This window comes from Micromonospora sp. NPDC005305 (assembly GCF_040607315.1).
GTDB lineage: Bacteria > Actinomycetota > Actinomycetes > Mycobacteriales > Micromonosporaceae > Micromonospora.
The window spans coordinates 254,745-273,032 of record NZ_JBEXGL010000009.1 but is presented as its reverse complement, the minus strand read 5'-3'; the positions used below and the strand labels follow the sequence as shown (position 1 = coordinate 273,032).

Below are 18,288 nucleotides of genomic sequence, written 5' to 3'. Positions count from 1 at the left end.
CGGACCTGGTCGGCGGTGTCCTGGCCGAAGGTCTCCACCAGGCGCTTGCGCACCTCGCCGCAGACCTCCTGGGCGTCCTCCGGGGTCGCCCGGCGGGCCGGCGGGACCCGTCAGCGGAAGTCGGCGACGTGCCGCGCCGCCCAGTCGGCGAAGTCGCGCGGCGCCCGGCCGAGCAGCCGCGCGACGTCCGGGCTGACCCGCTGCTCAGCCGGCGACGGCGTGCCCAGGATGCCCAGGGTCGCCGCCACCACCGGCTCCGGCATGAACGCCAGCAGTTGCTCCCGCGCCTCCTGCCGGGTCTGCTCGACGAACCGGACCGGCTCGCCGAGCGCCGCCGCGAGCGCCGCCGCCCGCTCCCGGGGCGAGACCGCCGCGGGGCCGGTCAGCTCGTAGGTGCCGCCGGCGTGGCGGCGTTCGCGCAGCGCGATCGCCGCCACCTCGGCGATGTCGGCCGGGTCGACGCTCGGCAGCGCCACATCGCCGAAGGGCGCGTGCACGACCCGCCCGGAGCGCACCCCGGGCGCCCAGGCGAGGGCATTGGAGTGGAAGCCGGCCGGCCGCAGCACCGTCCACTCCAGCCCGGACGCGCGGACCGCCTCCTCCTGCTCCGGTGGATAGCGCTTCGTGGCGACGCCCTGCGAGGACAGCAGGACCACCCGGCGTACGCCGGCCTGCCGCGCGGTGTCGAGGATGGCGCCCGGGTCCGCGCCGCCGGTCACCTGCTCGCCGGTGAACAGCAGGAACAACGCCTCGGCGCCGTCGAACGCCGCCTTCAGCCCGGCCGGGTCGGCCAGGTCGGCGCGGACCGCCCGTACGCCCGGTGGCAGATCCGCCGCCGAGACGCGCCGGGACACGGCCGTCACCGGTTCACCCGCCCGGGCCAGAGCCCGCACCAGCGGCCGTCCGACGTTCCCCGTCGCGCCGGTAACCACGATCATGATGTGCCCCTCTCGGTGTCTGATGTGAACACCGAGCACGGTAATCTCCTCGGTATAGTAGGTACCTAGAGGAAAGTAACGGCTTCGGGAGGAACTGTGAGCAGCAGCACCATCGGGCAGCCCCGGACCGGCGGTGACCCGGAGCAGGCCTGCCCGATCGCCCCGGTGGTCGACCTCGTGTTCAGCCGCTGGACCACGCCGATCCTCTGGGCCCTGCACGAATACGGCCGGCAGCGTTTCGTCGAGCTGGAACGGCGGCTCGTCACCATCACCCCGAAGGTGCTCACCCAGCGGCTGCGGCAACTCGAACGCGACGGCCTCGTGCGGCGCACCTACCACGCCGAGGTCCCACCCCGGGTGGAATACGAGATCACCGAGCTGGGGAGCAGCCTGGCCCCGCTCTTCGCCCACCTGGCGCAGTGGTCGGCCGGCCACCTCGACCGGGTCGAGCAGGCCCGCCAGGACTACGACGCCCGCCAGCGGCCGTCGCGCGGGCGCTGAACGGTCAGCGCAGGGGACCGCGGGCGACCGCGGCCCGCATGTCGGTCGGGTCACCCGCCGGGACGTACTCCAGCCACCACGTCGCGCCGGCCGCCGCCAGCTCCGCCAGGTAGGACCGCTCGGCCCGCTCGTCGGGTCGCCGCCGCCGGCCACCGATCGCCACGTCGAACGGCTGGCCGTCGGCGCGGGTCGCCGGCAGCGCGGCGACCAGGTCGCGCACCTCGTCGGGAGTCACGTCGGACCAGCCGGCCGTGTCGGTCAGCTTGTAGGGCACGATGCCGTCCGCGCGGGCGGCCCGCCGCAGCACGGCCCCGGCCTGCAGGCTGCCACCGACCCAGACCGGCACCCGGGGCGACTGCACGGGCGCGGGCCGCAGCGCCACCCCGTCGGCCCGGTAGTGCGTGCCCCGATGCGTGACCCGCTCGCCGCCGAGCAGCCCGACCAGCAGGTCGAGGCCCTCGTCGAGCATCGCGGCGCGGGTCTTCACGTCGGTCGGCTCGCCGAACGCGGCGAGCCCCCGGTCGGCCGGGTCACCGACACCCACCGCGACGCCGGCCCGCCCGCCGGAGAGGTGGTCGAGGGTGAGCACCTCGCGGGCCAGCTTGGCCGGGCGGCGCCGGGGCAGCGCGGTCACCGTGGTGCCCAGCCGGACCCGGTCGGTGCGGCCGGCCACCGCCGCCAGCACCAGCCAGGGATCCCAGGTCGGCGGGTCGTCCCCGGCGTGGTGGATGAGGTAGTCCTCCAGGAACACCCCGTCCCAGCCGGCCAGCTCGGCCAGCTCGCCGAGCGCGACCAGGTCGGACACCGTCACCGAGGCGCCTCCGCAGGAGATCTCCAGCCCGTGCCGCATCCCGGCACCCTACGGCCGGGGTACGACGGTCAGGCCGGTGACATCACCTCGAAGAGGTTGCCCGCCCCGTCGCGGAAGAACAGTCCCCGGGCGCACAGCGGATGGTCGGTGCGCCCGTTGTCCGGCTCCCCCGGCTCGCTGCCGTAGGGCACGCCGGCGGCGCGCAGCCGGGCCAGGATTCCGTCGAAGGTGGCCGGGTCGACGTCGAAGGCCAGGTGGTGCCCCTCCGGCGCGGGAACGCTCATGAAGTCCAGGGTGAGCTGGTCGTTGACCCGGACCGGGGCGAAGTGGCCGTGCCGGCCCGCGGGCGGCAGCACCGGCAGACCCATCACGTCGGCGAAGAACCGGGCGGCGGCGTGGTGGTCGCGGGCCGGGACGATGGTGTGGTTGAGGGTGACGGTCATCATCGACTCTCCTCGGGAGCGGCCGGCGCGAGCGCGCCGTGCAGGAACAGGTCGACCAGCTCGGTCGGGGTGGGCCGGTCGTCCCCCAGTGGCGGACGGCCGGGCAGCAGGACGGCGAGGAACAGGGCGGCCAGCCGGTCGGCCGGCAGCCGCAGCCGATCCCCTTCCGGGGCGAACAGGGCCGCGACCGCCGCCCGGGTGGCGGTCACCGACTCCTGGCGGGCGGCGCCGTCGGGCGGCGGTTGGTCCCCGGTTGCGGCCCGGCGGCCCCCGGCGGCGCTGTCGGGCGGCCGGTGATCCCCGGCCGCGGCCCGCCGGCGACGGCCGGGGCGGCCGGCGGTGTGGGCGACGGCGAGCACCGCGCCGAGCCGGTCCAGGTGGGCCAGCAGCGCCGTGGCGGCGGCGGTGAGCCGGTCGGCCAGCGGCTGGTCCAGCGGGATCGCGGCCAGCTCGGCGAGCGCGGTGTCGGGGCGCAACGCATCGGCGACGGCGGCGTCGAGCAGGGTGCCCTTGTCGGGGAAGGCACGGAAGACGGTCGCCTCGCCAATGCCGGCGGCGCGGGCCACCTGCGCGGTGGTGACCGCCGCCCCGTGCGTGGCGAGCAGGGGCAGCGCGGCCCGCACGATCATCGCCCGGCGCTCGTCGGGGCTCATGCCGGGGGCGCGGCGCCGGCATGGCTGTGGATCGGTCATGCCGGACAGCCTGCGGAGTGAGTACTCACTCCGTCAAGCGGTTATCCGCGCCGCCGGGCGCGGGCGGCCCAGATCGCGTACGCCGGGTCACGGTCCAGGTTGTGCCGGTCCCGGTCGTAGCGGCGGGTGGTGCGCGGGTCGGCATGCCCCATGGCGTCCTGCACGTCCTCCAGCGGCACCCCCTCGGCGCGGGCCGTCGTGGCGAACGCGTGCCGCAACGAGTGCGGGGACAGCTTCGCCCAGGCGGGGATCCCGGCGGCCTGGGCGAGCCGGCGCACCAGCCGGAACACCGCGTGCCGGTCCAGCCGCCCGCCGGTCGCGGTGGCCAGCAGCGGACCGGTCAGCTCCGACACGCTCACCCCCTCGGCCGCGGCCCGCCCCGCCAGGTAGGCGTCGATGGCGTACGCGGTGCCGGGGGTGAGTGCGCGCCGGCGGACCTTGCCGCCCTTGCCGACGAACCGGACGCTGCGGTGCCCGCGCTCGGCGCCCAGGTCGGCGAGGTCCAGCGAGACCAGCTCGCCGACCCGTAGCCCCAGGTCGGCCAGGAGCGCGATGGCGGCCCGGTTGCGGGCGGCCGTCGGACCCGTGTCCGCGTCGGCGGCGGCCAGCAGCGCGTCGACCTCGTCGGGGGTGAGCCCGATCGTGGCCGAGTGGTCCCGGTCGACCCGCGGACGGTCCGCGGCGGCCACCGGGTTGGCCTCCAGGGCGCGCAGCTTGACCAGGAAGTCGTACCAGCTCGACAGGGCCGACAGGCGGCGGGCCACGGTGGCCGGGGTGAGCGGCCGGCCGCCCCGCCCGCGCGGCGTGGACTCCAGCTCCCGCCCGTAGGCGTTGACGTCGAGGAAGCTGGCCCGCAGCGGGTCGAGGCCCCGGCCGGCGCACCAGCTCAGCCAGCCGGCGACGTCCCGCCGGTACGCGTCCCGGGTGTGCTCGGACAGCCTCCGGTTGCGCAGCCACGCCTCGGTGAAATCGGTCGGCCCGCCGCCCAGTGCGGCGGGGACCGATCCGCGGGGCAGCACCTCGGGACGCAGCATGTGAGAAAGGCTCTCAGCCCGCCGGGCGATTCGCGACAAGGCGCGCCCGACGATCTCCCCGCCGCCTCCACCGGCCGGGCCGCCTCCGCGCGGCGGTCGGTCGGCTTCGACCGGCCGGACCGCCGGGAGTCCTCCGAAGCGGGATACCGTCACGGCGTGCGTGCCAGCCGCCTGGTCTCCCTGCTGCTGCTCCTGCAAACGCGAGGCCGGATGACCGCCCAGGAGCTCGCCGACGCCCTGGAGGTGTCGGTCCGGACCGTCTACCGCGACGTCGAGTCGCTCGGCGCCGCCGGCGTCCCGGTGTACGCCGACCGGGGCCCGGCCGGCGGCTACCGGCTGCTGGAGGGCTACCGGACGCGCCTGACCGGGCTGACCGCGCCGGAGGCCGAGGCGCTGTTCCTGGCCGGCATGCCCGGCCCGGCCGCCGACCTGGGCCTCGGGCCGGTGGTGGCGGCCGCCGAGCTGAAGGTGCTCGCTGCGCTCCCCGACGAGCTGGCCGACCGGGGTGGCCGGGCCCGGCAGCGGTTCCACCTGGACGCGCCCGGCTGGTTCCGGCACCCCGAACTCACCCCGCACCTGGCCGCGCTGGCCCGGGCCGTGTGGGAGGACCGGCTGGTGGAGATGCGTTACCGGCGCTGGCGTGCCCCGCGCGAGGTGACCCGGGTGGTCGCCCCGCTGGGTGTGGTGCTCAAGGCGGGGCGGTGGTATCTGGTGGGCCGCTGCGACGAGCAGCTGCGCACGTACCGGGTCGGCGCGGTCCTCGACGTGCTGATCCGCGACGAGCGTTACGAGCGGCCCGCCGACTTCGACCTGGCCGACTACTGGCGGGAGTGGACCGAGCGCTACGAGCGGGACGTCTACCGGGACCGGGCCCGGATCCGGCTGACCGTGGCCGCGCTGGAGTTCATGCCGTACGTCTTCCCGCCGGAGATGAGCCGGGCGGCCCGCGCGGCGGCCGGCGAGCCCGGACCGGACGGCTGGCTGGAGACCACCGTGCCGATCGAGTCGGTGCGGCACGCCCACACCGAGCTGCTGAAGCTCGGCGCCGAGGTGGAGGTGCTGGCGCCGGCCGAGCTGCGCGAACGCCTCACCGCCACGGCGCACGCCCTGGCCCGGCTCTACCCGGCGGCCCCGCAGACGCCGGCGGGGGCGGCCGTGTCTCCGGCCACCCCCGCGCCCACGGCACCCTGACGGTCCCGCGCCCTCACCTTCCCCGGCGCGCTCCGTCAGGTCCTTCGTCCGCCGGCGGCGCCACATCGGGCTCCCGCCTCCCGGCGGGCCTCGTCAGGCGCGGATCTCGCGGCGGCCGTTGCCCGCCGCGGTGACCGCGATCCGGCGCGGCTTGGCCCGCTCGGAGATCGGGATGCGCAGGGTCAGCACCCCGTTCTCGTAGCCGGCCTCCAGCCGGTCGGTGTCGAGGGTGTCGCCGAGGAAGAGCTGACGGGTGAAGGTGCCCATCGGCCGCTCGGCCGCGACCAGCTCGACGTTGTCGCCGCCGGCCCGGCGCCGCTCGGCGCGGACGGTCAGCACGTTGCGCTCCACCGTGCAGTCGATGCTGTCCGGGTCGACGCCGGGCAGGTCGAAGGCGGCGTAGAAGAAGTCGCCGTCGCGGTAGGCGTCGAGGTGCATGACCGCCGGCCGGGCCGTGGTGCCGAAGAACTGCTCGGTGAGCCGGTCGATCTCGCGGAACGGGTCGGTACGCATCAACATGGTCGTGCCTCCTCGGTTCTCCTGGCCGAAGGTGTCGAGTTGAGTCAGGCTGACTCAAGTTCCGATTCCTGTTTTAGCGCGCCACGGCGGCGCCGTCAACCCGGGCCGGGAGCGGCTTCTCCGACCGCCGCAACGGGGTGCTCACCGGCCGCGGGTCAACGCTCACGGTCGCCAGTAGACGCCCTGCTCGCGGGTGAGCAGCAGGTCGTCGACCAGGTAGCGGCGCAGGCTCACATGGTCGGCCTCGCCGCCCTCGCACCACCGGCGCAGCGCGTCGTCCACGGCCCGTTCCGGATACCGCACACCCGGCTCGAAGGAGCGCTCGGTGATGTGTTCCAGCAGCACCCGGCGGCGGCCCCGCTGGGCGGGCAGCCGGGTCAGCGTGCCGTCCCGCAGGAACGTGCGCAGGATCGTCTCGCGGGGGTTCGCGGCCGGCGCCGGGGAGGGCGGGCCGCCGGCACGGGCGAAGTCCCGCAGCCGCTGGCCGTCGACGCGCAGCCCGGTCCCGTCGTCGGCCAGCACGCCGACGTCGGTGAGCCGGCGGACGGCGGTGGCGGCGTCCCGGGCGGACAGCCCGGTCCGGGACACGACGGCGGGGATGTCGGCGGCGCCGAGCACGATCGCGGCGAAGACGGCGCGGCGGCGCTCGTCGGCGAGCGCCCCCGCGAGGGCCTGTGCACTCATGACGGGCAGCCTGCCAGCGCCCGCCCCCGCGCGGCCACGGGTTTTCCGCCGGTCGCGCGGCGTCCAGCGGGGTGCCGGCGCGGCGTGGCGGCCCGGCTCAGGCGGGGACCGGCGCGGCGAAGTCGACGTCGGCGGTGTCGACCGTGCCGGCGGTGCGGCCGGGTGCGGAGTGGTAGCGCCAGTAGAGGTTGGTGTGGGCGATGACCTGCTCCGGCGGCGGGGCGCCGTAGGCGGAGAGGTCCTCGGTGGTGTGGGCGTCGGCGACCAGCGTCGCGTCGTAGCCGCGGGTGATCGCGCCGTGCAGCGTGGACCGGATGCACGCGTCGGTCTGCGCGCCGGTCACGACCAGCCGGCCGACGCCGCGCGTGGCGAGGACCGACTCCAGGTCGGTCTCCTCGAAGGAGTCGCCCCAGGCTTTGTGCACCAGCGCCTCGCCGTCGCGGCGCACCAGCTCGGGCACGTACTGCCACTGTTCGCTGCCGGTGGGCAGGTCCTCGCTGCGGTGCTGCACCCAGACCACCTCGACCCCGGCGGCGCGGGCCCGGTCGACGAGGGCGGCGATGTTGCCGACCACCCGGTCCCGGTCGTGGGCGTGCCGCACGACGCCGTTCTGCACGTCGATGACGAGCAGGGCGGTGTGCGGTCGGTCGACGAGCGTGCTCATGGCGCCTCCCCGGGCGGGTGTCGGCTCGTGGTGACCAACCTAGCCCCGGCCACCGACACGTCGGCCGGTCAGATCCGGCCCGGGGGCGGCCCGGCCGCCAGGGTGACCCGGCGGAGCAGCCCGGACAGGGTCCGCCGCTCGTCCGGGGTCAGCGCCCCGAAGACCCGGAGCTCCTCGTCGCCGACCACCCCGATGGCCCGCCGCCAGGCGGCCCGGCCGGCGTCGGTGAGTTCCACGTCGATCCGGCGGCGGTCCACCTCGGACGGGATCCGCCGGACGAAGCCCCGGCGGACCAGCGCGTCCACTCGCGCGGTGATCGAGGCGGGCGCCATCCGCAGGTCGCCGGCGATCTCCGAGGGCGCCGCCCGGCCGCCCCGGCCGGCGAGGGCGTGCAGGGTGCCGTACTCCTTCTCCTGGAGGTCCAGCTCGGCCAGCGCCCGGTCCTTCACCTCGCGCAGGTGCCGGCTGAGCAGCAACATCCGGACGACCGCCCCCTCCACGTCGGGGTCCAGGTCGGGCACCACGGGCAGCCAGCGTTCGATGTGCTGGTCGACGGGGTCGCGGTCGGTCACCCGATCAACGGTACGCCGACGCTGAAATATTCGTTGTCTAAATATTCGACGTCGAAGTACTCTACCCGGGTGACGCATCCCCTCCGGCTCCCCGCCTTCCGCCTGCTGTTCCTCGGCCGCACCGTCTCCGCGGTCGGCGACGCCGTGGTCCCCACCGCGTTGGCCCTGGCCGTGCTCCGGGCCACCGGCTCGACCGCCGCCCTCGCCGTGGTGCTCGGCTGCGCGATGGTGCCCCGGCTGCTGCTGCTCCCCCTCGGCGGGGTGGTCGCCGACCGCTTCGACGCCCGCCGCGTCGCCCTCGGCACCGACCTGGTGCGCTGCGTGGCCCAACTGGTCGTCGGCATCGAGCTGCTCGGCGGCGCCCCCGCCCTGGCCCACCTCGCGGTGGCCTCCGCCGTCGGCGGCGCGGCCTCGGCGTTCGCCATGCCGACATCGTCCCCGCTGGTCGCCGGCACCGTCGACGCCGACGGCCGGCAGCGGGCCAACGCGCTGATGGGCGCCACCGGCAACGCCAGCCGGCTGGCCGGCCCGGCCCTGGCCGGGCTGCTGGTCTGGACCGCCGGACCGGGCTGGGCCTTCGTGCTGGACGCCGCCTCGTTCGCCGTGAGCGCCGCGCTGCTGGCCGTCATCCAGGTACGGCACGTGCCCGTCCCGCACCGGTCGCTCCGCGCCGACCTGGTGTTCGGCTGGCGCGAGGTCCGCGCCCGCGACTGGTACTGGACCAGCCTGATCGCCCACGGCGTCTGGAACGGCGCCGCCGCGGTGCTGCTCACCTTGGGCCCGGTCGTCGCCGTGGACCGCCTCGGCGGCGAGGGCGTCTGGGTGCTGCTCCAGCAGGCCGGCGCGATCGGCCTGCTCGCCGGGTCGCTGCTCGCCGCCCGGGCCCGCCCCCGCCGGCCGGTGCTGCTCGGCAACCTGGCCCTCGCCACGTACGCGGCGCCGTTGCTGCTGCTCGCCGCCGCCGCGCCCGCCCCGGTGACCATCACCGCCTACTGCCTCGCGCTGATCGCCCTCGGCTTCCTCAACCCGATCTGGGAGACCGTCGTGCAGGGCCAGTTCCCGCCCGAGGTGCTCGCCCGGGTCACCTCGTACGACTGGCTGATGTCGCTGGGCGCCATGCCGCTCGGGTACGCCCTCGCCCCGCTCGCCGCCGGGGCCTGGGGCGCCCCCGTCCCGCTCGCCGTGGCCGGGGTGCTGGTCCTGGTCGCCTGCGTCGGGACGGCCGCCGTCCCCGGCGTACGCCGGCTGGGCTGGCCGGCCCCGACCCCGCCGGCCGCCGCGGAGCCCGCGCCGGCGGGGCGCTGAGGCGGGCCGGTCAGAGGCGGTGCCCCACGGTGGCGTCCACGTGCCCGGGCACCTCGTCGTGCCGCTCCCCGACGCTGGACGTGCCGGACGGCTCGAACATCAGGATCGACGCGCCGTCCGGCGCGGACGGCCGGTGCTCCACCCCGCGCGGCACCACGAACACCGCGCCGCGCGGCAGCACCACCTCGCGCTCCGCACCGCCCGCCCCGTCGCGCAGGGCGATGCGCAGCTCGCCGTCGAGGACCAGGAAGAACTCGTCGGTGTGGTCGTGGGCGTGCCAGACGTGCTCGCCGGCCACCTTGGCGATCCGGACGTCGTAGTCGGTCAGCTTCTCGGCCCTGAAGGACCGAGCTTGCGGATCGTGATGGTTCGTGGTGATGAGCACGAGATCACGCCGCGTTCGGCAGGCTGACTGCTGCCCAGCCGGCAACGCCGCGCTTGGCGATGTTGCGGGCTGCGTTCACGTCGGCGTGCTCAGCGAAGCCGCACGACGTGCACCGGAAGGTGGATTGGTTAGGCCGGTTGGCTTTGGCGATGTGCTCGCAGTGCGAGCAGCCCTGCGAGGTGTACGCCGGGTCGACGTAGACGGTGGCCACGCCGGCGCGGGCCGCCTTGTAGACGACGAACGTGCCGAGCTGGTGGAACGTCCACGAGTGCAGCGTGACCCGCTGGGGCCGTCGGAGCCGTACCCGGTCGCGGATGCCGCCCAGGTCTTCCAGGGCGATGCCGCGGCCGGTGCGTTCGGCGTCGGTCACGATGCGTTTGGCGATGGTGTGGTTGGTGTTGGCGGCGAACCGGGCTTCCTTGCGGGACCGCTTCTTCAGCAGCCGTTTGGCGGACTTGGTGCCGATCTTCTGGAGCTTGGCGCGTAGGCGCTGGTTGCGGTGCCTGACCCGGTTCAGCCCTTTGCCGCAGAACCGGGTGCCGTCGTCGGTGGTGGCGATGTTGGCGATGCCCAGGTCGACGCCAAGGAACCCGTCCGGTTCCTTGGTCTCAACCTCGGGGATGTCGCAGGTGGCGTACAGGTACCACTTGCCGTCCCGGCACACCAGGTCGGACTCGCCCTTGCGGTGCACAGTCAGGGTGGCAAGCTGGGCGTCGGAGCAGGCGAACGGGACCTTGTTCAGCCGGCCGCCGACAGCCCAGATCGACACGGTGTGGTCGGTGAGCTGCCAGGACAGGCAGCGGTCGTCGAACGGCTGCGCCGCGTCCCGGCGGAATGTGATCGGTTTGCTCTCGGCCTTCACTCGCCGTTTCGAGCCGGGCTTGCCGAGGTTCCCGGCCCGGATGTTCGCCTTCAGGGTGGCGTACGCCCCGGCGACCTTGCGGGCCACGTGGATCGCCGGCTGCGCCGACAACCCCATGTCCTTCAACCCGCCGTAGGTCAGCCGCTGCAACGACTGCTTGGCGAACACCCGCCGCTGGAACGCCTCGGCCGAGGCCAGGTCGGCGGCGGCGTTGCACAGGTCCAGCGTGGCCCGCAACGCCGCCTTTTGGGCGACGTCGGGGAACAACCTGACCTGCACGACGATCTTCACCCGGCGTAGCCGTCCTTGTATGCCCACAGCATCCGCTGGGCGCGGTCCGACTCCTGTTGGTCGCGCCTCTCGCGCAGGGCGGCGGCGTCACGCTGCTGCCGCTTCCTGGCGGCGGTTGCTGCTTGCCCGTCGATCAGCCACTGCGGCTTGTCGCTGAGTAGATCGGCGATCTGCTCGACGGTCCGGCTGAAGTCCTGTCCGCAACGTCGCAGCGTTCCCCGGCTCACTCCCAGCCGTTTCGCCACCTCGCGAGGGTGGACAACGGCGGGCTTGGCCGCCTTGGTGGTCATGTGGTCCACAGTACACGATGCTACCGTCTTGTCTGTGTCACCTAGATGGGTTCCTGATCCGGACGTTCGCCGAGGTCGCAGCGTCGTATACAACCTGCACGTACATCTTGTCTTTGTCACGAAGTATCGACGGGGCATGCTCAACGACGCCATGCTCACCTACTGCGAACAGGTCATGCGGGACGTGTGCGAAGGGCTCGGCGCCGAGCTACGCGAGTTCAACGGGGAAGAGGACCACGTCCACCTGCTCGTGTACTACCCGCCCAAGCTGCCCATCTCCACCCTGGTCAACCGGCTCAAGGGCGTCTCGACGCACTACCTGCGCAAGGAGTTCACCGGCCAGGTCAACCAGGCCATCATGCACGGGCACCTGTGGTCCCCGTCCTATTTCGCCGGCTCGTGCGGCGGAGCACCCCTCGCAGTGATCAAGCAGTACATCGCCGACCACAAACGTCCCAGTCCGTGACGCGATTCCTCCCGGCCCTGAAGCCGCCAGCTCGATCGGCTCAGGGCTCATCGGCCCGTCCTCGCGCAGCGACGGCGCTCACAGGGGACGGTGCATGACGTGCAGCCCCACCCGCCCGAGCGTGGGGTGCGCGAAGGACTCCGGCACGGTGCCGACCACCGTGAAGCCGAGCCGCCGGTACAGCGCGACTGCCGTCGTGTTGGTCTCGACCACCGCGTTGAACTGCATCGCGGCGAAGCCCTGCCGCCGGGCCCAGTCCAGGGCGTGCTCGCACAGCGCCCGGCCGACCCCGCGGCCCCGGGCGCCGGCGGCCACCATGAAGCTCGCGGTGGCCACGTGCGCGCCCGGCCCCGGCCGGTTGGCGCCCATCTTGGCGGTGCCGAGCACCGTGCCGTCCTCCTCGGCGACCACCGTGCGGCCCGGCGGCCGCTCCACCCACACCTCGTGGACCACCTCGGCCGGCCAAGCCGGGTCGTAGGGGAAGGTCTCCTGGGCGGCGATGACGTCCTCGACGATCGGCCGGACCTGGTCCCAGTCGGTCTCGGCGTACTCCCGGATGCGCATCCCGCGCACGCTAGCCGGGCGGGATGCGGCCGGATACCGATTTCCGTCCCGGCGGCGCGGGGCAGCGCGAGATGGCGCGGCGGGACCATCATGGACAGGTGGCCGAACCCGTCACCGACCTCGACCGCCCCGACGCCGGGGCGTCCGCCCCGCCGACGACCCCGCCACCCGGGCCGCGCACCGCCGCGCCCTGGCTGGTCGGCGGGGCCGTCACCGCCGTGCTGCTGCTGCTCGCTGGCCGCTACGGCTACCACCGCGACGAGCTCTACTTCCTGCTCTGCGGCCGGCACCTCGACTGGGGCTACGTCGACCAGGGCCCGCTCGTGCCCGCCCTCGCGCGGCTGGCCGACACCCTCGCGCCCGGCAACCTGGTGCTCCTGCGCACCCCGTCGGCGCTGATCGCCGGCGCGGCCGTGGTGCTGGTCGCGGCGATCGCCCGGGAGTTCGGCGCGGGCCGCGGCACCCAGCTGGCCGCCGCCGTGCTGGCCGCCGCGGCCGGGGTGGTGCTGGCCGCCGGTCACCTGCTCAGCACGACCACCGTCGACCTGCTGGTCTGGCTCGTCGCGGCCTGGTGCGCGGTGCGGTTGCTGCGCACCGGCGACAGCCGCTGGGCGCTCGGCATCGGCCTGGCGCTCGGCGTGGGCATGGTCAACAAGCTGCTGCCCGGGCTGCTCGCCGTCGGTCTGCTGGCCGGGGTGCTCATCGCCGGGCCGCGCCGGCTGCTGCGCGACCGGTGGGTGCTGGCCGCCGCCGGCGTCGCCGTCCTGCTCGCCGTGCCCTACCTCGCCTGGCAGGCCGCGCACGGCTTCCCCCAGCTCTCGGTGGCCTCGTCCATCGCCGGCGGCGACAGCTCCTACAGCGGCCGGGTCGACGCGATCGTGCTCCAGATGCTCATCATCAGCCCGTTCGCCACCCCGGTGTGGATCGCCGGCCTCGTGGCGCTGCTGCGCCGGCCCGGCTGGGCGGCGTACCGGGCGCTCGGCTGGGCCTGGCTCGTGGTGTTCGCGATCGTCGTGCTCGCCGGCGGCAAGGGCTACTACGACGCCCCGCTGCTGCTGGTGCTCACCGCGGCCGGCGCGGTGGTCACCGCCGACTGGGCCCGGCGCGGCGCGGCCCGGGCCCGGCAGGCGCTGCTCGCCACGGCCGCCGCCCTGATGGTCGCCAGCAGCGCGATCCTGCTGCTGCCCACCCTGCCCGCCGACCGGCTCCCCGGCTTCGTGGTCGACGTCAACTACGACGCGGGCGAGACCATCGGCTGGCCGGCGTTCGCCGACTCGGTCGCCGCCGTGCACCGGGGCCTGCCGCCCGGTGAGCGCGACCGGGTGGTCGTGCTCACCGGCAACTACGGCGAGGCCGGCGCGCTGGCCCGCTACGGCCCGGCCCGCGGCCTGCCCCGGGCCTACTCCGGGCACAACAGCATGGCCGGGTTCGGCCGGCCGGCCGACGACGCCGACGTGGTGATCGTCGTCGGCTGGGAGCGCCCCGACCCGCTGCGCGCCTGGTTCACCGAGGTCACCGAGGCCGGCCGGGTCGACCAGCGCGTCGACGTGGACAACGACGAGAACGGCGGGCCGATCTTCGTCTGCCGCGGCCTGCGCCGCCCCTGGTCGCAGATCTGGGACAGTGAGGTGAGCCACGCCTCCTGAGCGGCGGGCGCACGGGCGCCGGGCGACCGGTGGGGCCGGGCCATACTTGTCGCCATGCTCTGGGGTGTCAGCGGACCGCTCTTCCTCCTCGACTACCTGGGGGCGGTCGCCGTGGCCGTCGCCGTCGCGCTCGCGGCCCGGGAACTGACCGGCCGGCGGGCCCGCGGCGACCTCCCGGACGCGGTCGAGCTGGCCTACCTCACCGACCGCGCCCTGCTGGCCTGCCAGGTGGGCGTGGCCGCGCTGCACCGCGCCGGCGTGGTACGCCTCGGCGAGCTGGCCACCCTGTCGGTGGACGGCCCGCCGCCACCCCGGTCGCCCGCGCTGGTCCGCGCCCTGCACGCCGCGCTGCGCCGGCCGCAGACCTGGGCCGCGGTGCTCGCCGACCCCGGTGTCGGCCGTGCGCTGCGCCGGCTGGTCGGCCGGCTCCTCCGGGACGGCTGGCTGCTCACCCCGGCGCAGCGACGACGCATCGCGCTGGGCACCCTGCCGCTGTTCGCGGTCGCCGCGGTCGGGGTGACCCGGCTGGTGGAGAGCGCCGTCGAGGGGCGGGACGCCGGTGGCCCGGCCTCCGTGGTGGGCCTGCTGCTGTGCTGCCTCGCCACCGCGCTGGGCGGCTGGTGGCTGTGCGAGGTACCGGAGACCGGCGCGGCCGCCCGCCGACTGCTGCGCCGGCAGCGCCGGGAGCACGCCGAGCTGGACCCGCAGCGGCGGCCGACCTGGCGGGAGCGGGGCGCCGACCAACTACTGACCGCCATGGCGCTGTTCGGGCCGCGCCCGCTGCTCGCCGTCGACCCGAGCTTCGCCCTGCAGGTCGGAGTCGACCCGGAACGCAACCGCCCCGCCCCAGAGCCGAAACCCGCCCGCCGCTGACCCGACGGGCCGGCGCCTCCCCTGCCCGGCGCCGGCCCCTCACCCCTCAGCGCAGCTCGTCAGCGGACCGGATCACCCGCGCCAGGTCCCGCACCTCGGCGTCCTCGGTGGCGGCTGCCGCCCCGTCCGCGATGGCGGCGAGGTCGGCCAGCCGGACCGACCCGTCGGACTCCGCACCCCGCAACGTCTCGGCGAACCAGGCCGCCGCGTAGCAGGCCCGCAGCCGCGGCGACGCCGTGGCGAAGCCGCGCTGCACGTCGGCGACGGTCACCGACCCGTACGTCTCGGCCGGGGTCCGGTCGGCCGGGTCGGTCCAGCGCACCTGCACCTGAGCGATCCGGTCGGAGGGGGCCGCGCCCTCGGCGAGCCGGACCGCGTACAGCGCGGTGACGCTGTGCCCGGGGCCGACCTCGCCGCCGTCGACCCGGTCGTCGCGGAAGTCCTCGTCGGCCACGGCCCGGTTGTCGTAGCCGACCAGCCGGTAGGAGCGCACCGCCTGCGGCGCGAAGGTCACCTGCACCTTGGCGTCCAGCGCCCGCACGCTCAGCGTGGCCGGCAACTGCCGGACGAACACCTCACGGGCCTGATCCCGCTCGCTGACGTAGACGGCGAAACCGTCGCCCCGGTCGGCGAGCTGCTCCATCAGCTCGTCGCCGTAGCTGCTGCCGACGCCCACGCCGAGCAGGGCGATCTGCTTCTCCGCCTCGGCGCGTACCCGGCGCAGGATCGGCTCGGCCTCGGTGCTGCCGACGTTGGCCAGCCCGTCGGAGAGCACGATCACCCGGTTCGTCCGGCCGTGGCGGAAGCCGTCCCGGGCCACCCGGTAGCCGAGCACCAGGCCGGCCTCCAGGTTGGTGCTGTCCCGGGTGTGCAGCGAGCTGATCGCCGCGTGCAGCGGCCGGGCGTCGGCGACCGGCGTCATCTCCCGCACCACCCGGGCCTCGTCGCTGAACTCGACCACGGCGATGGAGTCGGTGGGACGCAACTGGTCCACCAGCGTGTGCAGGGCGTCGCGCACCAGGTCGAGCCGGCCCGGCTCGCCCATCGACCCGGAGACGTCGATGACGAAGGTGAGCGCCGCGTCGGGGCGGCGATCCCCGTCCTCGGCGCGGGTCTGCAGGCCGACCCGCAGCAGCCGCTCGTCGCCGCCGGCCTCCTGGGTCTCCGGCAGGCGGGCGCCGTCGACGTGCACGGCGAAGCCGTCCCCGGCGGGCTGCGGGTAGTCCTGGCGGAACGAGTTGACGAACTCCTCCGGCCGCACCGTGCCGCGCTCCGGCAGCCGGCCGTCCATGATGAGCCGCCGGGCGTAGCCGTACGACGCGGTGTCGACGTCGACGGCGAAGGTGGAGAGCGGGTCGTCGGAGGCCCGGGTCTCGTCACCGGACCAGGGGGCGCCGGAATCCGGGCGGACCGGCCCGTGGGCCGCGTCGCTGCGCTGCCCGCCGCCGTCGGCCGTGCAGGCGCCGGCCGTCACGGTGGTCGCCAGCGCCGCCAGCAGCAGCACCGACCGTCTCAGGTGGACCATGGTTCCTCCAAGGGGCTGGGGACGGGTCATGGCCATTGACGCAGGGCGACGACGCGGCGGATCCCGCCGTGGCCGAGCCGATACCCAAGCGCGACCCTCGTGACCGATCCGTGCGCGGGCCGTTACCTGAGCGCCCGGGCGGGCGGCCGCGCCGTCCATGGGGCAGAGTGGGCGCACGGCCGGCGGCGGCCGGTACGAGCAGGAGGTGAGCCGTGGACGGCCCGACCGGGGTGGTGTTCCCCGCGACCGGCGACGGCCGGCGCAGCACGACCGCGCTGGGGCGGGCCGTGGTCGCCGACGCCCTGCGCGCGGTGGACCCGGTCGGCGCCCGCTCCGCCGAGCACGAGACCGACTGGCGGCACGGCTACCTCGGTCACTTCCGCCGGCTCGTCGAGGCCGGCCTGCTCTCCCGCGAGGCCGCGCTCACCGTCGCCCGGGACGGGCTCGCCGGCCTGCACGCCCGGATGCGCTACGTTCCCGCCGACGGCGGCGAGGTCGCGCTGGACGAGGCGTTCGCGCTGCCCGACCGTGAGCCGCCGCTGGAGACCGCCACGGTGACCGGCGCCGGCCCGGTGGAGCGTGAGCTGTCCGTGCCGTACCGCGGGCAGCGCCTGCGCGGCGACGACCTGCGCCGCCGCCTCGACGCCTGGGTGGACGCGGGCGTCATCGAGCCGAGCTGCGCCGAGGCCGTCCGGGCGGTGCAGGCCAACCCGGACTGGTTGGACCTGCGCGACCAGCGGCTCGTGGTGCTCGGAGCGGGCGCCGAGATGGGCCCGCTGCCGTCGGTGCTGCGCTGGGGCGGCGACGTAATGGCGGTCGACCTGCCCCGCCCGGAGATCTGGCGCCGCCTGCTGCGCAGCGCCCACCGGCACGGCGGCCGGCTGCACCTGCCGGTGCGGCCCGGCACCGGCGACGGCGAAGCCGCCCTCGCCGCCGGCGCCGGCGCCGACCTGCTGCACCGCCTGCCGCAGGCCGCCCGCTGGCTCGACGGCCTGGACGGCCGGCTCGTGCTCGGCAACTACGTGTACGCCGACGGCGCGACCAACGTCCGGGTCGCCACCGCCGTCGACGCGCTCACCGTCCACCTGGGGCGCCGCCGCCCGGACACCGCGCTGGCCTTCCTGGCCACCCCCACCGACGTGTACGCCGTGCCCGCCGAGGCCGTGGCCCACGCCGAACGCGGGTACGCCGCCCGCGGACTGGCACGCCGGTCGCTGCGGCTGCTCTCCGGCGGCCGGCTGCTGCACCGCAACTACCCGCCCGGCGCCGATCCCGGGATCAACGACAGTCTGGTGCCGCAGCAGGGGCCGAACTACGCGCTGGCCAAGCGGCTGCAACGCTGGCGGGCGGCCGTGGCGCGGGACGCGGGCGCCACCGTGTCGTTCACCGTGGCCCCGCCCACCCGCACCCGCTCGGTGCTGCGCAACCGCGCTCTCGCGGCCGCGTACGCCGGGGCGCACCGGTTCGGCATCGAGGTGTTCGAGCCGGCCACCAGCAACACCCTGATGGCCGCGCTGCTCGTGCACGACCTGCGCACCGGCGGCGGTCCGATCCAGGACCACCCGTGGCGGGACGAGGCGTACGCGGCGGCGCACGGCGGCCTGTGGCGGGTGCCGTACGCCCCGCGCAGCGCGCTCGGCCTGGCCGTGCTGTTGGGACTGGGTGGCGCACGGGCCTGACAGGTTTCCTTCTCTCGGGCGCCGGGAAGGCACCGGCATGGCCGAGACCTTCGCAGATCAGGACCTGACCACCCTGCGGTCCATCGCGCGCGGGGCCGGAATAACGGACACCGAGCGCATGCCGCACGACGAACTGGTCGACATGTTGCGCCGCGCGGGGCTGGCCGACCCGGACGGCCGGCCGGTGGATACGAGCCTGGCCGATCCGGGTGACCCCGGTGTGCCCGGCGTGTACCACGCGCAGGGCGTCGGACGGCGGGAGTCCGTCGGCGGCGCGGGCGGGCAGACCGCCGACTGGCCGGATCAGCCGACCGAGGATCCGGCCGGGCTGTCGGGTCTGCCCCGCAGCAGCC

At 75.4% G+C, this 18,288-nt stretch carries 22 protein-coding genes and 1 pseudogene; 8 read left to right on the top strand and 15 right to left on the bottom strand.

Annotated features, from left to right (window positions below; translation table 11 throughout):
* A pseudogene (locus ABZS80_RS18200) lies at positions 1–95 on the bottom strand (triose-phosphate isomerase); the annotation flags it as partial.
* Positions 96–110: 15 nt separating this feature from the next.
* Positions 111–938 carry an NAD(P)H-binding protein gene (locus ABZS80_RS18195; protein WP_355057178.1) on the bottom strand — a complete coding sequence of 276 codons (828 nt, stop codon included), beginning with the start codon at positions 936–938 and terminating at the stop codon, positions 111–113.
* A 96-nt stretch (positions 939–1,034) separates the two neighbouring features.
* On the opposite strand from ABZS80_RS18195, the gene ABZS80_RS18190 reads away from it, so the two are divergent.
* Positions 1,035–1,439: a helix-turn-helix domain-containing protein gene (locus tag ABZS80_RS18190; RefSeq protein ID WP_355057176.1), complete on the top strand. Its 405-nt coding sequence runs from the start codon at positions 1,035–1,037 to the stop codon at positions 1,437–1,439.
* A gap of 4 nt (positions 1,440–1,443) precedes the next feature.
* On the opposite strand, the gene ABZS80_RS18185 is transcribed toward ABZS80_RS18190, so the two are convergent.
* The 4 genes from ABZS80_RS18185 to ABZS80_RS18170 are packed head-to-tail and all read right to left on the bottom strand — an operon-like array spanning position 1,444 to position 4,419.
* Complete coding sequence (locus ABZS80_RS18185) at positions 1,444–2,289, bottom strand: LLM class flavin-dependent oxidoreductase (protein ID WP_355057174.1); 846 nt, start codon at positions 2,287–2,289, stop codon at positions 1,444–1,446.
* A gap of 29 nt (positions 2,290–2,318) precedes the next feature.
* On the bottom strand, positions 2,319–2,696 hold the full coding sequence (locus tag ABZS80_RS18180; protein WP_355057172.1) for a VOC family protein: 378 nt from the start codon (positions 2,694–2,696) through the stop codon (positions 2,319–2,321).
* A complete protein-coding gene (locus ABZS80_RS18175) occupies positions 2,693–3,385 on the bottom strand; it encodes a helix-turn-helix domain-containing protein (RefSeq protein WP_355057170.1) in 693 nt (230 codons plus the stop codon). The genes ABZS80_RS18180 and ABZS80_RS18175 overlap by 4 nt, the downstream gene beginning before the upstream one ends.
* A gap of 41 nt (positions 3,386–3,426) precedes the next feature.
* Complete coding sequence (locus tag ABZS80_RS18170; RefSeq protein WP_355057168.1) at positions 3,427–4,419, bottom strand: tyrosine-type recombinase/integrase; 993 nt, start codon at positions 4,417–4,419, stop codon at positions 3,427–3,429.
* A 156-nt stretch (positions 4,420–4,575) separates the two neighbouring features.
* Here ABZS80_RS18170 and ABZS80_RS18165 point away from each other — a divergent pair, with 156 nt between their 5' ends.
* On the top strand, positions 4,576–5,610 hold the full coding sequence (locus ABZS80_RS18165; protein WP_355057166.1) for a YafY family protein: 1,035 nt from the start codon (positions 4,576–4,578) through the stop codon (positions 5,608–5,610).
* A gap of 93 nt (positions 5,611–5,703) precedes the next feature.
* Here ABZS80_RS18165 and ABZS80_RS18160 read toward each other — a convergent pair whose 3' ends face one another.
* The 4 genes from ABZS80_RS18160 to ABZS80_RS18145 form a co-directional block, all read right to left on the bottom strand.
* Entirely contained in the window at positions 5,704–6,129 is a 426-nt protein-coding gene (locus ABZS80_RS18160; protein ID WP_355057164.1) for an Hsp20/alpha crystallin family protein, read from the bottom strand.
* A 162-nt stretch (positions 6,130–6,291) separates the two neighbouring features.
* A complete protein-coding gene (locus ABZS80_RS18155) occupies positions 6,292–6,813 on the bottom strand; it encodes a DUF2087 domain-containing protein (protein ID WP_355057162.1) in 522 nt (173 codons plus the stop codon).
* A gap of 97 nt (positions 6,814–6,910) precedes the next feature.
* Entirely contained in the window at positions 6,911–7,477 is a 567-nt protein-coding gene (locus ABZS80_RS18150) for an isochorismatase family protein (RefSeq protein ID WP_355057160.1), read from the bottom strand.
* 68 nt (positions 7,478–7,545) lie between these two features.
* Positions 7,546–8,049: a MarR family transcriptional regulator gene (locus tag ABZS80_RS18145; protein WP_355057158.1), complete on the bottom strand. Its 504-nt coding sequence runs from the start codon at positions 8,047–8,049 to the stop codon at positions 7,546–7,548.
* Between the two features lie 69 nt (positions 8,050–8,118).
* Here ABZS80_RS18145 and ABZS80_RS18140 point away from each other — a divergent pair, with 69 nt between their 5' ends.
* A complete protein-coding gene (locus ABZS80_RS18140) occupies positions 8,119–9,354 on the top strand; it encodes an MFS transporter (RefSeq protein WP_355057156.1) in 1,236 nt (411 codons plus the stop codon).
* Positions 9,355–9,364: 10 nt separating this feature from the next.
* Here the strand turns inward: ABZS80_RS18140 and ABZS80_RS18135 are convergent, their stop codons facing one another.
* From ABZS80_RS18135 to ABZS80_RS18125, 3 genes are read right to left on the bottom strand one after another with little or no spacing between them, the layout of a single operon-like run.
* Complete coding sequence (locus tag ABZS80_RS18135; protein WP_355057154.1) at positions 9,365–9,739, bottom strand: cupin domain-containing protein; 375 nt, start codon at positions 9,737–9,739, stop codon at positions 9,365–9,367.
* Positions 9,740–9,743: 4 nt separating this feature from the next.
* Positions 9,744–10,892 carry a transposase gene (locus ABZS80_RS18130; RefSeq protein ID WP_355057152.1) on the bottom strand — a complete coding sequence of 383 codons (1,149 nt, stop codon included), beginning with the start codon at positions 10,890–10,892 and terminating at the stop codon, positions 9,744–9,746.
* The gene (locus ABZS80_RS18125; RefSeq protein ID WP_355057150.1) at positions 10,889–11,182 is read right to left on the bottom strand and encodes a DUF5997 family protein; all 294 of its coding nucleotides are present in this window, start codon (positions 11,180–11,182) and stop codon (positions 10,889–10,891) included. Before ABZS80_RS18125 ends, ABZS80_RS18130 begins: the two co-directional genes overlap by 4 nt.
* On the opposite strand from ABZS80_RS18125, the gene tnpA reads away from it, so the two are divergent.
* Positions 11,181–11,648: an IS200/IS605 family transposase gene (gene tnpA / locus ABZS80_RS18120; RefSeq protein ID WP_355057204.1), complete on the top strand. Its 468-nt coding sequence runs from the start codon at positions 11,181–11,183 to the stop codon at positions 11,646–11,648. The two genes, ABZS80_RS18125 and tnpA, sit on opposite strands and share 2 nt — an antisense overlap.
* 78 nt (positions 11,649–11,726) lie before the next feature.
* On the opposite strand, the gene ABZS80_RS18115 is transcribed toward tnpA, so the two are convergent.
* A complete protein-coding gene (locus tag ABZS80_RS18115; protein ID WP_355057148.1) occupies positions 11,727–12,212 on the bottom strand; it encodes a GNAT family N-acetyltransferase in 486 nt (161 codons plus the stop codon).
* Between the two features lie 98 nt (positions 12,213–12,310).
* Between ABZS80_RS18115 and ABZS80_RS18110 the strand changes: the two genes are divergently transcribed.
* The gene (locus ABZS80_RS18110; RefSeq protein WP_355057146.1) at positions 12,311–13,858 is read left to right on the top strand and encodes a glycosyltransferase family 39 protein; all 1,548 of its coding nucleotides are present in this window, start codon (positions 12,311–12,313) and stop codon (positions 13,856–13,858) included.
* Between the two features lie 54 nt (positions 13,859–13,912).
* A complete protein-coding gene (locus tag ABZS80_RS18105; protein ID WP_355057144.1) occupies positions 13,913–14,731 on the top strand; it encodes a TIGR04222 domain-containing membrane protein in 819 nt (272 codons plus the stop codon).
* 46 nt (positions 14,732–14,777) lie between these two features.
* On the opposite strand, the gene ABZS80_RS18100 is transcribed toward ABZS80_RS18105, so the two are convergent.
* The gene (locus ABZS80_RS18100) at positions 14,778–16,256 is read right to left on the bottom strand and encodes a von Willebrand factor type A domain-containing protein (RefSeq protein WP_355057142.1); all 1,479 of its coding nucleotides are present in this window, start codon (positions 16,254–16,256) and stop codon (positions 14,778–14,780) included.
* Between the two features lie 212 nt (positions 16,257–16,468).
* Here ABZS80_RS18100 and ABZS80_RS18095 point away from each other — a divergent pair, with 212 nt between their 5' ends.
* Complete coding sequence (locus tag ABZS80_RS18095; protein WP_355057140.1) at positions 16,469–17,935, top strand: hypothetical protein; 1,467 nt, start codon at positions 16,469–16,471, stop codon at positions 17,933–17,935.
* A 37-nt stretch (positions 17,936–17,972) separates the two neighbouring features.
* Positions 17,973–18,288, top strand: a 316-nt coding sequence (locus tag ABZS80_RS18090) for a hypothetical protein (RefSeq protein WP_355057138.1), incomplete at its 3' end; no start/stop codon positions are given.